This window comes from Arthrobacter echini, assembly GCF_004803505.1.
Lineage (GTDB): Bacteria > Actinomycetota > Actinomycetes > Actinomycetales > Micrococcaceae > Arthrobacter_D > Arthrobacter_D echini.
On sequence record NZ_SSWH01000003.1, the window covers coordinates 23566 to 37793 of the forward strand.

Genomic DNA, 14228 nt, shown 5'->3' on the forward strand with positions numbered 1-14228 from the left:
AACAGGGAACTCCGTCAAGCCTAACGGGTGCGTGAGTCCCGTACCGACCCGGAAGGCGCGCCCGAACACCTGCGGGAAGCCCTGACGGGTCCTTTCACAGGTGCTGCAGGAGCTGCTCCACACGCTCGTCCACCGAGGCGAAGGGGTCCTTGCACAGGATGGTCTGCTGCGCCCGGTCGTTGAGTTTGAGATGCACCCAGTCCACGGTGTAGTCGCGGTTGGCCTCCTTGGCACGTCGCACGAATTCTCCGCGGAGCCGCGCACGCGTGGTCTGCGGCGGCACGTCCACGGCTTCCTTGATCGCCATGTCGTCCACGACGCGCGCCGCTTCCCCGCGCGCCTGCAGCAGGAAGAACAGTCCGCGCGAGCGCGAGATGTCGTGGTAGGTGAGATCGAGCTGCGCTGCCCGCGCCGAGTCGAGGCCCTCGCCGGATCGGGCGAGATAGCGGTCGATCAGCTTCTTCTTGATCGCCCAGTCGATCTCCGTGTCGATCCGGGAGGTATCGGAGGTCTCGACGGCCTCGAGGACCCGCTCCCAGAGGTCGAGGATGCCCGGAACGTGATCGTTGTGCGCACCATGCCGCTCCACGAAGGCGCTGGCACGGGCCAGGTACTCGCGCTGCATCTCGATGGCGGTCAGCTGCCGGCCGTTCGCCAGCCTCAGCAGGTGGCGTCCCGTGAGGTCGTGGGAGATCTCCCGGATGCTGCGGATCGGGTTCTCCAGGCGGAAGTCACGCATCTGCTCACCGGCCTCCACCATGCGCAGGAGCAGATCGACCGAGCCGATCTTGAGCAGCGTGGTGGTCTCGGACATGTTCGAGTCACCGGCGATCACGTGGAGCCGGCGATAGTGCTCGGCGTCCGCGTGCGGTTCGTCCCTGGTGTTGATGATCGGCCGCGACCTCGTGGTGGCCGAGGAGATGCCCTCCCACAGATGGTCCGCACGCTGCGAGAACGCGTAGATGGAGCCGGTCTGCGTCGGCAGGACCTTCCCGGCGCCGACCAGCACCTGCCGCGTGACCAGGAAGGGTATGAGGATGTCGGCGAGGCGGCCGAACTCGACTGCCCGCGGAATCAGGTAGTTCTCGTGACTGCCGTAGGAGTTCCCGGTGGAGTCCGTGTTGTTCTTGAAGAGATAGATCCTGCCGTCGTACCCCTCCTGGGCCAGCTTGCGCTGGGCTTCGTGGATGAGGTCCTCGAGGATCAGTTCGCCCGCACGGTCGTGGGCGATCAGCTGCGCAAGACCGTCGCACTCCGCGGTCGCGTACTCCGGGTGCGAGCCCACGTCGAGGTACAGGCGCGAGCCGTTGGTGAGGAAGACGTTCGAGGACCTGCCCCAGCTGACGACCTTCCGGAAGAGGTAGCGTGCCACCTCCTCGGGTGAGAGCGGCCGGGAGTTCGGACCGGAGTAGGAGATGCCGAACTCCGTCTCCACCCCGAAGATGCGCCGGTCCATCACGAGTCCTGTTCGTGCTGCAGCAGTGTGGTCAGTTCCGGTCCGCCGACCCGCCGGAAGGCACGTCGGCTCCCACGCAGCGTGTCCGGATCACGCTCGAGGAACGCCACCTCGAGGACGGAGGGATCCGGCATCATACCGGACGCGGCGTCGTCGCCTGCTGTGGGGCCCGCACCGGCCTTCCGGAGGGAACGGGCGGAGGCGGGCACGGCCTCGCGAAGACTGAGGTCGCTCGACCAGGAGGCCCGCAGTGCCTCGACCACGGCCTCGGCGGCGCCGCCCATCACCACGAAGTCGGACTCGTCGGCGATCGAGCCGTCGAACATCAGCCGGTACAGGTGGTCGCTCTGCTGGGTACGGCCCACCTCGGCCACGACGAGTTCGACCTCGAACGGCTTGCTCTCCGCGGTGAACACGGCGCCGAGGCTCTGCGCGTAGACACTGGCGAGCCCCCGTGCCGTGACGTCCTCCCGGGCGTAGGAGTACCCGCGGACATCGGCGTAGCGGACACCGGCCTGGCGCAGGCTCTCGAACTCGTTGTACTTCCCCACGGCCGCGAACGCGATGCGATCGTAGATCTCACCGAGCTTGTGCAGGGAGGGCGAGGGATTCTCGGCCACGAGCGCGATGCCGTCGCGGCAGCTCATCACCACCACCGACCGGCCACGACCGATTCCCTTCCTCGCGAAGTCCGCGCGGTCCTTCATGAGCTGTTCGGGGGACACGTAGAACTGCTGGGTCACGGGTCATGCCTCCCGGCCTGCGGCCGACCGCGCGTCGAGAAGTGCGCGGGCCACGGCTTCGAGCTCGCGGTCCGGGATCCGGCGGGTTCCTGCGGCGTCCACGACGTACACCACGGGCCACAGCCCGCGAACCACGTCCGGTCCCCCGGTGGCGGAGTCGTCGTCCGCCGCGTCGTAGAGAGCCTCGACGCCCACGCGCACGGCCGAAGCCTCGTCGAGGCGGGGGTTCCACAGCTTCTTCAGGGCACCGCGGGCGAAGACCGAGCCGGAGCCCACCGAGTGGTGCTCGTGTTCCTCGTAGCGTCCGCCCGTGGCGTCGAAGGAGAACAGCCGGCCGACGTGGCGCTCCGCGTCGAAGCCTGCGTACAGCGGTACGACCGCCAGGCCCTGCAGTGCCAGGGAGAGGTTCTGGCGCACCATGGCGGCCAGCCGGTTGGCCTTGCCGTCCAGGCTCATCATGGTGGCCTCGATCTTCTCGTAGTGTTCCAGTTCCACCTGGAACAGGCGCGCCAGATCCAGCCCTATCCCGGCGCTGCCGGCTATCCCGAGGACCGAGTAGTGATCCGCCGGGAACACCTTCTCGATGTGCCGGCTGGCGATCACGTTCCCCAGGGTCGCGCGACGATCACCCGCCATCAGGACCCCGCCCGGGAAGGTCAGGGACACGATCGTGGTTGCGTGAGGCGCCAGATGTCCGGCGTCGAACGTGCCGTCGGCTCCGGCAGGGTCACGTGTCGCGAGCGGAGGCAGGAGCGAGGGATGGTGCACCCCCAGATAGTCGGCGAAGGACGTCGCCGCAGCCCCGGGGATCGCTGATGCCGCGTCGTCCGGGAGCATCCGCTACTGGCCGCCCTTCTGGACGAATCCGCGGACGAACTCCTCCGCATTGGACTCCAGGACACCGTCGATCTCGTCCAGGAGGTCATCGACGCCCTGGGTCTGCGCCGAGTCCTGCGCTGCAGGAGCAGCTACCGCGGGCTCCGTGACGTCGTCCTCCGCTGCAGCGGAGGAGGCGGCGGACGTAGTGCTCCGGTCCTGTGTCGCCATGCTGGCCACCCTCTTCCTGTTAGCGACCACCGTGGTGATCGGTATCTCGGACTTCTATGGTGCCACGCGGCGCTCGGGACCGCTCAACAGCATCGCGAGGAAGTCCTCGGCATCGGCTGCACGGTCGAAGAGTTCCGCGGTGAGTGCGGCGGTACCGCGCAACGGCTCACGGGTCTGTACCCGCTGGAGCCGCCGCTCCCCGGCCAGCTCGAAGATGAGCGAGTCCCAGCTCGCACCGACCACCTCGGCCGGGTACCGGGCGATGCAGCGTCCCCGGAAGTACGCCCGCGTGTCCTGCGGCGGTTCGACGGCGGCGCTCGCCACCGCGGCGGCATCCACCAGCAGTTCCGCTTCCCCCCGGCGCGCGAGCCTGCTGTAGATGCCCTTGTCCGGTCGCAGATCCGCGTACTGCAGGTCCACGAGGGCGAGCCTGGGATCGGTCCAGTCGAGCTGGTCCCTGGCGCGGTAGGCCTCGAGCACCTTCAGTTTGGCGATCCAGTCGACCTGGCGCGATGCATCCGCGGGATCACGCCGCAGCGTCGTCAGCAGATTCTGCCAGCGCTCGACGACGTCGCGGGTCTGGTCATCGGCGTCGGCCGGCAGGGCGCGCAGCACCGCCTCGCAGTACAGGTCCTGCAGGTCGAGCCCGGTCATGCTCCGACCGTCGGCGAGCCTGACCGTGGCCCGGAGCGAGGAGTCGTGGCTGATGGTCCTCAGCGCGCCCACCGGGTCCTCGAGGACGGGAACCGGCGCCAGGGACTGCTCGATGAGCGCGAGGACGAGTGCCGTGGTGCCGGTCTTGAGGTAGGTGGAGACCTCGTTGAGATTCGCGTCGCCGATGATCACGTGGAGCCGTCGATACTTCTCGGCGACGGCGTGCGGCTCGTCCCGGGTGTTGATGATGGGGCGGCGCACCGTGGTCTCGAGGCCGATCTCGTTCTCGAAGAAGTCCGCGCGCTGACTGATCTGGAAGCCCGGTTCCTGGTTCAGCGGTCCTCTCCCGACACGGCCGGCACCACAGATGACCTGACGCGAGACGAAGAAGGGGATGAGCGCCTCGGCGAGATGGGAGAACGGGACGCTGCGGGGCACGAGGTAGTTCTCGTGGGAGCCGTAGGAGACGCTCTTGCTGTCGGTGTTGTTCTTGTAGAGGATCACCGGGGAGAAACCGGGCGTGGAGGCGATCCTGTCCATGGCCGCGACGGCCACGTGGTCGCCGGCCCTGTCCCAGAGGACCGCGTCCAACGGGTTGGTCACCTCGGGTGAGGAGTACTCGGGATGCGCGTGGTCCACGTACAGTCGGGCACCGTTGTTCAGCACGAGGTTCATGAGCACGGCGACCTCCGCGGAACCCCCGCGTTCGAGCGCGATCTGCTCCGCATCCAGTTCCGCGGGTTCGTCGGTCAGCTGACTCGGATGCGCGCTCGCGCGGTCCATCCGGAAACCCCGCGCGTCGGTCAGCGGCGTCTCGTCGGTGTAGTCCCAGCGGGTCCCGGCGAGATTACCCAGTCCCTGACGCAGGGTCGCCGCATAGGCGTTGACGACCTGCGAGGACAACAGCGTCGGATTCGCGGAGGGTAGTCCCGGGGCGATGATCCCGTACTCCGTCTCGGTGCCCATCACACGGTGGACGGAGATACCCTCTCCGACCGGAGGCAGTCCTGGCTGCCGTGCTGCGGACCGTCCTGGCGAACCCGTCACAGGTACTGGCCGGTGTTCGCCGTCGTCTCGAGCGTCTTGCCCGGTTCCTGCCCGGCCTTGCCCTGCACGATGGTCCGGATGTACGTGATGCGCTCGCCCTTCTTGCCGGAGATCCGCGCCCAGTCGTCGGGGTTGGTGGTGTTGGGCATGTCCTCGTGCTCTCGGAACTCGTCGACGACGGCACGCATGAGGTGCTCGATGCGCAGGCCCTTGCTGCCGTCCAGGAGCAGATCCTTGATGGCGTACTTCTTGGCGCGGTCGACGACGTTCTGGATCACGGCCCCGGAGTTGAAATCCTTGAAGTACAGCATCTCGGTGTCGCCGTTGGCGTACGTGACCTCGAGATACTCGTTGGACCTGTCCGTCGAGTACATCTGTTCCACGGTGCGCCGGATCATCTCGGCGATGGTGGCCTGCGGATCGTCGCCGTTCTCGGCGAGGTCATCGGCGTGCAGGGGCAGATCCGCGGTGACGTACTTCGCGAAGATCTCCGCCGCACCCTCGGCGTCGGGCCGCTGGATCTTGATCTTCACGTCGAGGCGGCCCGGGCGGAGGATGGCGGGGTCGATCATGTCCTCCCGATTCGAGGCACCGATGACGATCACGTTCTCGAGCTTCTCGACGCCGTCGATCTCGCTGAGCAACTGGGGCACGATCGTGGTCTCGACGTCGGAGGACACTCCTGTCCCCCGCGTGCGGAACAGCGAGTCCATCTCGTCGAAGAACACCACGACCGGGCTGCCGTCGGACGCCTTCTCCCGGGCCCGGGCGAAGATGAGCCTGATGTGGCGCTCCGTCTCCCCCACGTACTTGTCCAGGAGCTCCGGGCCCTTGATGTTGAGGAAGTGGCTGCGGATCTGTTCGACGCCGGCGCGCTCCGCCGCCCGGGCCGCCAGGGAATTGGCGACCGCCTTGGCGATGAGGGTCTTCCCGCAGCCCGGAGGGCCGTAGAGGAGGATTCCCTTGGGCGGTTTGAGGCCGTGCTCGCGGTAGAGATCGGGGTGCAGGAACGGCAGTTCGACGGCGTCGCGGATCTGCTCGATCTGCGGCCCGAGGCCCCCGATGTCGCGGTACGCGATATCCGGCACGTCCTCGAGGACGAGATTCTCCACCTCGCTGCGGGGCACCTTCTCCAGCGCGAAACCCGACTTCGCGTCCATGGCCAGGGCGTCCCCGACGCGGATTCTCTCGGTCCGCAGCGGCCCGGAGAGTTTGATGAGGCGCTCGTCGTCGGTCCGCCCCACGACCACTGCCCGGTCGGCGCCCACCACTTCCTTGACGGTGACCAGCTCTCCGGCACGCTCGAACCCGAGCGCCGCCACGATGGTCAGGGACTCGTTGAGCAGTACTTCCTGGCCCGGTGCGAGGCGGCGCACGCTGATCAGGGGGCTGACGGTCACGCGGAGCTTGCGCCCGGACTGCAGGATGTCGGCCGTGTCCTGCACGGTGGCGTCCGTCGTCACGCCCGGCTCGGAGGCCCGCCTGGGATTGACCTGCATGACGGTCGCGAAGCTGAAGGGAGCAGCTCCCTCCTTCTCGAGGGCCGCTTTCAGCCGCACGATCTCCGCGCGCGCCGTTTCCAGCGCGCTGACCAGTTTCGCGTTGTTCTGCGTGGCGGCGGCGAGCTGGCGGTCGATACTGCGCAGTCTGTCGCGCAGGATGCCGGCCTGACGCTGGGCCACGGAGTTCTCGAGTGCGGGTGGGACAGGATCCCGCTGGTCGTCGGCGCGTGCGTTCTCGCTGGACTCGGACATGGTGTTCGCCACCTTGGATTGTGTCGTCTGGTGTCTTCCGACTGTAGCGCAGAGCCCTGACGGTCCCGACTGCCCGGGGCTCTCCCGGCGCCTCTGTGACGCCTGCCGGAAGCTGCGTGTGGCTCCTACTCGGGGCTCCCGCCGTCGGCGATGGCATCGCGGCGTGCCTGCGCCTCCTCCGGCGGGAGCGACCCGCGCTGGATCGTGGAGGCGGCGTCGCGAGCCACGCGCCGCAACCGCTTGTCGGAGACCTCCCGCTCCCCCACCGCCTGGGGGGTCCACGCGTTCAGGTCCTCCTCGCTGAAGCCGGTCTTCGACGGACGGCGCTTGGGGGTGAACCCGACGGCTCCGTCCGCGAGCCTGCGCGCGGTGAGCAGGAAACCGGTGTGCGCCACCATGCGGTGGTCGGGACGCACGGCAAGACCTTCCAGGTGCCAGCCGCGCACCATGGATTCCCACCCCTCGGGCTCGGTGAAGCGCCCGTCCGCCCTGATGGCCTCGGCCGTCCGGGACAGCTGCGTCACGGTCGCCACGTAGCTGATCCAGACCCCCCCGGGGGCGAGCACGGTCGCCACGGCCTCCAGGCATTCCCAGGGAGCCAGCATGTCGAGGACGACGCGGTCCACCGATCCGGGTTCCTCGTGCTGCACCACCTGGTCCTGGAAGTCCCCGAGGGTGATCTGCCAGGCGGGGTGTGGACCGCCGAAGATCGTCTCGACATTCCCGCGCGCGATGTCGGCGAACTCCGACCGGCGTTCGAAGGAATGGAGGTACCCGGCGTCACCGACGGCGCGCAGGAGCGAGATGGACAGCGCTCCCGATCCGACGCCCGCCTCGACCACGCGCGCACCCGGGTAGATGTCGGCCATCGTGACGATCTGCCCGGCGTCCTTGGGGTAGACCACGGCGGCACCGCGCGGCATGGACAGCACGAAGTCCGACAGGAGGGGCCGGAGCGCCTGGTAGAGCCCGCCGTCGGTGTTCTCGAGGATGGTCCCCTCCGGGGCGCCGATGATCGCGTCGTGCTGCAGGAAGCCCTTGTGGGTGTGGAAGGCGCCGTCGGGGGTCAGGGTGATGGTGTTCATCCTGCCCTTCTCATCGGTCAGTTGCACACGTTCACCCGCACGGAACGGTCCACGGCGCGCTGCAGCCCCGTGCGGCGCGACCCGGGAGTCCTGCACCGGTTGCGCTGTCTGTGCTGTCCGTGCCGGCGACGGGACCGGTGTGGCGGGATCGATCGGGCTGGAACTCATGCGTGGTCCTTCGGTGGGCCGGGCCTGGCCGGCACGGGAACGGGTGCTCGTGGATCGGGGTGGACGTGACGCGCTCGGCTGCGCCGTGGGTCAGGGATCGGGGGTGCCCCTGCCGGTGATGGCCTGCACCACCGTCCGCTGGTACAGCAGTCCCGTGACCGTGCCGCGGCGGTCGATCACGGCGTACTCGCTGCCCTCGAGACGTGCCAGGAACTGCACGAGCTCCTGGCCACCGGCGGTCTCGGGGACGTAGGCGCCGGCTCCGAGGCGGCGGGCCGTCGCGGAGACCGGCGTCGTGTTCGCGGCGTCGTCGGGCACGGCCAGGAGCGCGCCCTCGTCGACGACCGCCTCCGGTACGCCACCCGCACCGGTGAGCACGACGACGGTACCGGGGTTCTCGCGCAATACGCGACGGGCCGCCAGGGCGCTCGCTCCCGCAGGAAGACCGACGGCCCGGTGCTGCAGTCTGCCGGCACTGATCGCCGGAAGCCGCAGGCGCACGCGCGCGCCCTCGATCACCGCCGAAGCGCCCGTCCAGAGGAACGCGCCCATGACGACGACGATGAGGATGATCGTCAGGTCCGGGGAGCGTCCGCGGAGCAGGGGCGGACCGACCACGGCCAGGAGCAGGAGGATCACGATGATCCGCCCGGCCCATCCGGCAGCGATGGTCCCCTTCTCCTGGCTGCCGGTCGCCTTCCACACGGCACTCTCCACCAGGCGACCGCCGTCGAGCGGCAATCCCGGCAGCACGTTGAAGGCGCCGAGGAGGAGATTCGCCCAGACGAGGATGGTGACCAGCAGGTGGGCGACCGAGCCGGGGACCATGGCCTGCAGGACCACCCAGCCGAGGGCGGCGAGGACGACGTTGGCGGCCGGACCGGCGAGCGCGACGAGGAGGGAGCGTCCCGGGGAGGCGTTGAACGTGGCGAACTGGGTATGACCACCCCAGAGATTGAGCACGATGCGCGTCGTCGGCCAGCCGAACGCCCGCGCGGTGAGCGCGTGGGCCAGCTCGTGCAGGAGGACGGACACGGCGAGCAGCAATGCGTACCCCAGTGCGACGGCGTACGCACCGATACCGATACCGATACCCGGGAACGCGGAGGCCACCCGCGGTCCGAAGACGACGGCGATGAAGACGGTGATGACGAACCACGACCAGGCCAGCGACACGGGGATCCCGGCGATGCGCCCGAGCGAGAGTCCCGGCCCGGGCCGGGTGCCGGGGGCTTCGGGGGTACGGCTCATGAGTGCTCGGGTACGACGACGTCGGAGCGTACGGCAGGCAGCAGCGCCGCCAGATCGGCCGGGCTCCTGCCGGCAAGGCTGTCCCAGTCGGTGCGGCGATCATCCGGCGGGAGCGTTCCGATGTGGGGTACGGCGAGGGTGACGACGCCGGCGGCCAGTGCCGAGGTGACCCCCGGCAGGGAGTCCTCGATCGCTATGACGCGGTCCCTGCTCAGTCCGGGATGATCCCTCGCCAGCAGCTCGAAGCCCAGAAGGTACGCTTCGGGGTCCGGTTTGCCCTGGCTCACCCGGTCGCCGGTGACGAGGTGCGAGAAGGTGCCCTCGGGGAGCTGGTCCGCGACGGCGTGGGCCAGCAGGGGTTCGGACATGGTGACCATCGCGCAGGGAATCCCTTCCGCGTGGAGGCCGGCCAGCAGTTCCCGGGCACCCGGGCGCCAGGGTGCCCCGGCGCGTACCCTGGCCGCGACCTGGTCGGTGAGGTGGTCGATGATGTCCCGTATCCCGAGTCGCACGCCGGCGCCCTGGAGTTGTGCGGCGGAGAACGAGAGTGCCTGCCCGACGAGCGACAGCGCCTGCTCGTCGGTCCAGGTGCCCCCGTGTGCCTCCACCAGTTCCTGTTCGGCCCGGATCCAGAAGGGTTCGGTATCGACGATGGTCCCATCCATGTCCCAGAGCACCCCCTGCAGCCGGTGGACGCCCGTCGCGGTGCCGGACGCGCTGCTGCCGGGTTCGGCGTCGCCCGGGATCCGGGCGCTGTCGCTGGGGAGGTATGCCATGCGGTCAAGTCTACGGGGGGTGCTCGGGGCACCTGCCCGTCTGCTCTGCGCGAAGCGGGACCCACGTCCCTGACAGGCCCGAGCGGCGGGGACTAGGGTGAGAGACGTGAACAGCTTTGACGAGAACCAGCAGAGCGGGGTACAGGATCTCTTCCAGGACGCCGGTGAGCCCGAGCGGCGCATCACGATCATGCTCGCGGCCTTCGAGGGGTGGAACGACGCCGGCGAGGCGGCCAGTGATGCACTGAAGTACCTGGGACGCTTCTTCGGCAGCGAGCGGATCTCCACGATCGACGCGGACGAATTCTACGATTTCCAGTTCACGCGGCCCACCATCGAGCGCAACTCCTCCGGTCAGCGCCGCATCAGCTGGCCCACCACGCGCATCAGCAAGACCGAGGTGCCCGACTCGAACGTCGACCTCGTTCTCGTCAACGGTGTCGAACCGTCCTACAAGTGGCGCGCCTACACGGCGGAGCTCGTCGCGCTCGCCAAGGAGATGAGCGTCGACTGCATCGTCCTGGTCGGCGCGCTGCTGGCCGACGTGCCCCATTCCCGTCCCATCCCGGTCACGGTCACCTCCGACGATGCGATGGTACGCAAGAGCCTCGACGTGGAGCCGTCCACCTACGAGGGCCCCATCGGCATTGTCGGCGTCCTGGCCGAGGTTGGTCTGCTCGCGGACATCCCCACCATGTCGCTCTGGGCCGCCGTTCCGCACTACGTGGGACAGTCGCCCTCGCCCAAGGCGCAGCTCGCCCTGCTGAACAAGCTGGAGGAGGTCCTGCAGATCACCGTGGATTCGCAGGTGCTGACCGAGGAAGCCGAGGCCTGGGAGCGTGGCGTGGACGAACTCGCCGTCGAGGACCCCGAGGTCGCCGCCTACGTGCGTCAGCTCGAGGAGGCCAAGGACACGGTGGATCTTCCGGAGGCGAGCGGGGAATCGATCGCGCGGGAGTTCGAGCGCTACCTCAGGAAGCGACGTCGGGAGCAGTAGCTCCCCGTCCGGGCACGGCGACGCGGGCGGTCGCGCGCCGGAGGTCAGGACTCCGGGAGCCGCACCCCGAGCAGGGCATCGACGACGTCGGTGAGGCGCTGCTGTGCTCCACCGTCCTCCGCTCCATCTGCTGCACGGGCGGTCGATGACCTCGGCCGCTCATCGGTGCGCTCACGCGTCGAGGCCGCCCACTCATCGATCACGTGCAGGGCGGCCGGTGCATCGAGATCGTTCGCCAGCTGCTCGCGAACCCGGTCGCGGACCAGGACGACGTCGGACTCCGTGGCGGACCGTGCCGCCCCACGCCACGCCTCGAGGCGGGCCACGGCCTCCGGCAGCACCTGATCGGTCCAGGACCAGTCGGTGCGGTAGTGGTGGGCGAGGATGGCCAGCCGGATCGCAGCCGGTTCGACTCCGGCCCGGCGGAGCTTCGACACGAGCACGAGATTGCCGCGGGACTTGCTCATCTTCTCGCCGTCGAACCCGACCATACCCGTGTGTGCGTAGTGGTCCGCGAGCGGGACACCGCCCGCCGCCCAGGCGTGGGAGGCGCTCATCTCATGGTGCGGGAAGACGAGGTCGGAGCCTCCGCCCTGGACCGTGAACGGTGCCGGCAGGAACCGCCGCGCGATCACCGCGCACTCGATGTGCCAGCCCGGGCGGCCCTCACCGAGGCGTCCTCCCGGCCAGGAGGGTTCACCCGGCCGTTCGACCCGCCAGAGCAGTGGGTCGAGTGCGTTGCGCTTGTGCGGGCGCGCCGGGTCCCCTCCCCGCTCGGCCGAGAGCCCGAGCATCACGTCGGCGTCCAGATGCGAGATCTGACCCAGGAACCAGCGGGCGTCGTCGTCCTCGTGCAGCGCGGCAACGGCGTCGAGGGAGAAATAGATGTCGCCGCCGGGCTCCCCCGCGCCCCCGGGAACGGCGTAGGCGAGGTCCCGGTCCACCAGCTCCTCCACCACCGGGGCGATCCAGCCGATCGACTCGACAGCACCGATGTAGTGGTCTGGGGGCAGCACGTTGAGCGCCTCCATGTCCTCGCGGAAGAGCTGGATCTGCTCGGCGGCGAGATCGCGCCAGTCGACGCCCGTCGCCGTGGCTCGCTCCAGCAGCGGATCATCGACGTCGGTCACGTTCTGCACGTAGGAGACCGTGGATCCGGCGTCGCGCCAGACACGGTTCAGCAGATCGAAGGCGACGTAGGTCGCCGCATGGCCCAGGTGCGTCGCGTCGTAGGGGGTGATCCCGCACACGTACAGACTCCGCTCGGGCCGGACCGGCAGGGGGACGAGCTCCTCGCGGGCGGTGTCGAACAGTTCGATGCCCGACTGGCTGCCGTCGAGGTCTGGGACAGGAGTCGAGTTCCACGCAATCACACGTTCCACCTTACGGGCACTCCTCAGGCGGTGATGACCCCGGCGCCCAGCAGCACGTAGAGGGCCACGCCGAGCAGGATGCGGTACCCGACGAAAAGACCGTAGCCGCGCGTGCTGACATATTTCAGGAACCAGCCGATGATGGCGAAGCCCACGACGAAGGCGACCACGGTGGCCAGGGCGGTCTCGGGCAGTGCGTACGGGCCGGTCTCGTCCCAGCTCTTCACGAGCTGGAAGACACCGCTGCCGAAGACCGCCGGAACGGCCAGGAGGAAGGAGTAGCGGGCGGCCGCCTCCCTGGTGTAGCCCATGAACAGGCCGGCCGTGATGGTGCCACCGGAGCGGGAGACGCCCGGCACAAGTGCCAGCGCCTGCGCGAGACCGTACAGGATACCGTGCCGGTAGGTGAGATCGGTCAGTTCCCGCCGCTGGCGGCCCGCGCGGTCGGCCACGGCGAGGATCAGGCCGAAGACGATCAGCATGGTGGCGACGATCCACATGCTGCGGAAGGTGCTCTCGATCTGGTCCTGGAACAGGAGACCGAGCACCACGATGGGCACACTGCCGATGATCACCAGCCAGCCCATCCGGGCATCCGGGTCGTCCCTCGGCACTGTCCCTCGCAGTGCCCCGAACCATGCCCTGACGATCCGCACGATGTCCCGCCAGAAGAACACGATGACGGCGGTCTCGGTGCCCAGCTGCGTGATGGCGGTGAAGGCAGCCCCGGGATCCTGCGCGTCGGGCAGCAGTTCTCCGACGATGCGCAGGTGAGCGCTCGATGAAATGGGCAGGAATTCGGTGAGGCCCTGGACGAATCCCAGGATGATCGCTTCTAGCCAGTTCACACGTCCGACCCTAGGCCATCGCGTCGGCGTCGGCGTGCACGCACCCTCACAGGTCACTACATCTAGGCTGGGCCGTATGCAACGGCGAAATGTGGGAGCGAGCGGGCTGTCCGTCTCCGCTCTGGGACTGGGCACCATGAACTGGGGCCAGGAGGTACCGGAGGACGTGGCGCGCGAGCAGCTGCGCCTGTTCACTGCTGCCGGAGGCACCTTCGTGGAGACCGCGGGGCGCTACGGAGAGGGTCGGGCGGAGGCCATGCTCGGCGGCTTCCTCGGCGACGCCGTCGCCCGTGCGGAGGTGGTGCTCGCGGTGCAGGGCGGAACCACCCGCTCCGGCAGCAGGCGCCTGGACAGCTCCAGGCGGGGTCTGCTCGATTCGCTGGACGGTTCGCTGTCCCTCCTCGGGACCGATCACGTGGATCTGTGGCTGGCGCCGACGCCGGATCCTGCCGTCCCGCTGCACGAGATCCTCAGCGCCCTGGAGACTGCGTACAGCAGCGGTCGGGCGCGCTACGTGGGGCTGTCCAACTACCCGGGCTGGGAATTCGCGCGCGCCGCGGCGACGGCGTCGTTCCCGATCCTGGCGAACGACGTCGAGTACTCCCTCGTGAACCGGCGCGCGGAACGCGACATCCTCCCGTCGGCCGAGGCCTTCGGAGCAGCGGTGCTGGCCTGGGCTCCGCTGGGACGCGGCGTGCTCACCGGCAAGTACCGCGGCAGGATCCCGACGGGATCGAGGGGGGCCTCGGACGTCTGGTCCCCCTACGTGGAGCCCTATCTCTCGGGCCGGGCCCAACGCGTCACGGAAGCCCTGTGCACCGCTGCACGCGGTCTCGATCTGCCGCCGCACGAACTCGCCCTGCGCTGGCTGCTGCATCGCAGGGGCGTCGCCTCGGCGATCATCGGTGCCCGGACCTCGCAGCAGCTCGAGGAGATCCTCCGGATCGGCGGAGCGCCGGTGGCAGAGCCGATCGCCGATGTCCTCGGGGAGGTCTCGGCGCTCGCGGACTGAACGGCACGAGGCCCGGC

13 protein-coding genes are annotated in these 14228 nt (G+C 69.0%); 2 read left to right on the forward strand and 11 right to left on the reverse strand.

The window, feature by feature from the left end; translation table 11 throughout:
• Positions 1-94: 94 nt before the first annotated feature.
• The 9 genes from pafA to E8P82_RS04250 form a co-directional block, all read right to left on the reverse strand.
• On the reverse strand, positions 95-1456 hold the full coding sequence (gene pafA / locus E8P82_RS04210; RefSeq protein ID WP_136453259.1) for a Pup--protein ligase: 1362 nt from the start codon (positions 1454-1456) through the stop codon (positions 95-97).
• The gene (gene prcA / locus E8P82_RS04215; protein WP_136453260.1) at positions 1456-2199 is read right to left on the reverse strand and encodes a proteasome subunit alpha; all 744 of its coding nucleotides are present in this window, start codon (positions 2197-2199) and stop codon (positions 1456-1458) included. The genes pafA and prcA overlap by 1 nt, the downstream gene beginning before the upstream one ends.
• Before the next feature lie 3 nt (positions 2200-2202).
• The gene (gene prcB / locus E8P82_RS04220; RefSeq protein WP_136453261.1) at positions 2203-3036 is read right to left on the reverse strand and encodes a proteasome subunit beta; all 834 of its coding nucleotides are present in this window, start codon (positions 3034-3036) and stop codon (positions 2203-2205) included.
• A gap of 3 nt (positions 3037-3039) precedes the next feature.
• The gene (locus tag E8P82_RS04225) at positions 3040-3246 is read right to left on the reverse strand and encodes a ubiquitin-like protein Pup (RefSeq protein ID WP_136453262.1); all 207 of its coding nucleotides are present in this window, start codon (positions 3244-3246) and stop codon (positions 3040-3042) included.
• Positions 3247-3300: 54 nt separating this feature from the next.
• Positions 3301-4866: a depupylase/deamidase Dop gene (dop, locus tag E8P82_RS04230; RefSeq protein WP_136453263.1), complete on the reverse strand. Its 1566-nt coding sequence runs from the start codon at positions 4864-4866 to the stop codon at positions 3301-3303.
• 77 nt (positions 4867-4943) lie between these two features.
• Entirely contained in the window at positions 4944-6701 is a 1758-nt protein-coding gene (gene arc, locus E8P82_RS04235) for a proteasome ATPase (protein WP_136453264.1), read from the reverse strand.
• A 125-nt stretch (positions 6702-6826) separates the two neighbouring features.
• On the reverse strand, positions 6827-7954 hold the full coding sequence (locus E8P82_RS04240; protein WP_136453265.1) for a tRNA (adenine-N1)-methyltransferase: 1128 nt from the start codon (positions 7952-7954) through the stop codon (positions 6827-6829).
• A 90-nt stretch (positions 7955-8044) separates the two neighbouring features.
• Positions 8045-9205, reverse strand: coding sequence for a site-2 protease family protein (locus E8P82_RS04245; RefSeq protein WP_136453266.1), 1161 nt, complete (start codon positions 9203-9205; stop codon positions 8045-8047).
• Positions 9202-9981 carry an HAD family hydrolase gene (locus E8P82_RS04250; RefSeq protein ID WP_246020942.1) on the reverse strand — a complete coding sequence of 260 codons (780 nt, stop codon included), beginning with the start codon at positions 9979-9981 and terminating at the stop codon, positions 9202-9204. Before E8P82_RS04250 ends, E8P82_RS04245 begins: the two co-directional genes overlap by 4 nt.
• A gap of 106 nt (positions 9982-10087) precedes the next feature.
• Between E8P82_RS04250 and E8P82_RS04255 the strand changes: the two genes are divergently transcribed.
• Positions 10088-10978 (forward strand): PAC2 family protein, encoded by an 891-nt coding sequence (locus tag E8P82_RS04255; RefSeq protein WP_246020943.1) that lies wholly within the window; start codon positions 10088-10090, stop codon positions 10976-10978.
• Between the two features lie 44 nt (positions 10979-11022).
• On the opposite strand, the gene mshC is transcribed toward E8P82_RS04255, so the two are convergent.
• Entirely contained in the window at positions 11023-12351 is a 1329-nt protein-coding gene (gene mshC, locus E8P82_RS04260) for a cysteine--1-D-myo-inosityl 2-amino-2-deoxy-alpha-D-glucopyranoside ligase (RefSeq protein ID WP_136453495.1), read from the reverse strand.
• Between the two features lie 23 nt (positions 12352-12374).
• The gene (locus tag E8P82_RS04265; RefSeq protein ID WP_136453267.1) at positions 12375-13199 is read right to left on the reverse strand and encodes an undecaprenyl-diphosphate phosphatase; all 825 of its coding nucleotides are present in this window, start codon (positions 13197-13199) and stop codon (positions 12375-12377) included.
• 76 nt (positions 13200-13275) lie between these two features.
• Between E8P82_RS04265 and E8P82_RS04270 the strand changes: the two genes are divergently transcribed.
• A complete protein-coding gene (locus E8P82_RS04270; protein ID WP_168796483.1) occupies positions 13276-14211 on the forward strand; it encodes an aldo/keto reductase in 936 nt (311 codons plus the stop codon).
• Positions 14212-14228: the final 17 nt, after the last annotated feature.

Coding starts and splice junctions, on each gene's coding strand:
- pafA (WP_136453259.1), bottom strand. CDS start 1,456: ATGGACCGGCGCATCTTCGGGGTGGAGACGGAGTTCGGCATCTCCTAC.
- prcB (WP_136453261.1), bottom strand. CDS start 3,036: ATGCTCCCGGACGACGCGGCATCAGCGATCCCCGGGGCTGCGGCGACG.
- E8P82_RS04225 (WP_136453262.1), bottom strand. CDS start 3,246: ATGGCGACACAGGACCGGAGCACTACGTCCGCCGCCTCCTCCGCTGCA.
- dop (WP_136453263.1), bottom strand. CDS start 4,866: ATGGGCACCGAGACGGAGTACGGGATCATCGCCCCGGGACTACCCTCC.
- arc (WP_136453264.1), bottom strand. CDS start 6,701: ATGTCCGAGTCCAGCGAGAACGCACGCGCCGACGACCAGCGGGATCCT.
- E8P82_RS04240 (WP_136453265.1), bottom strand. CDS start 7,954: ATGAGTTCCAGCCCGATCGATCCCGCCACACCGGTCCCGTCGCCGGCA.
- E8P82_RS04245 (WP_136453266.1), bottom strand. CDS start 9,205: ATGAGCCGTACCCCCGAAGCCCCCGGCACCCGGCCCGGGCCGGGACTC.
- E8P82_RS04250 (WP_246020942.1), bottom strand. CDS start 9,981: ATGGCATACCTCCCCAGCGACAGCGCCCGGATCCCGGGCGACGCCGAA.
- E8P82_RS04270 (WP_168796483.1), top strand. CDS start 13,276: ATGCAACGGCGAAATGTGGGAGCGAGCGGGCTGTCCGTCTCCGCTCTG.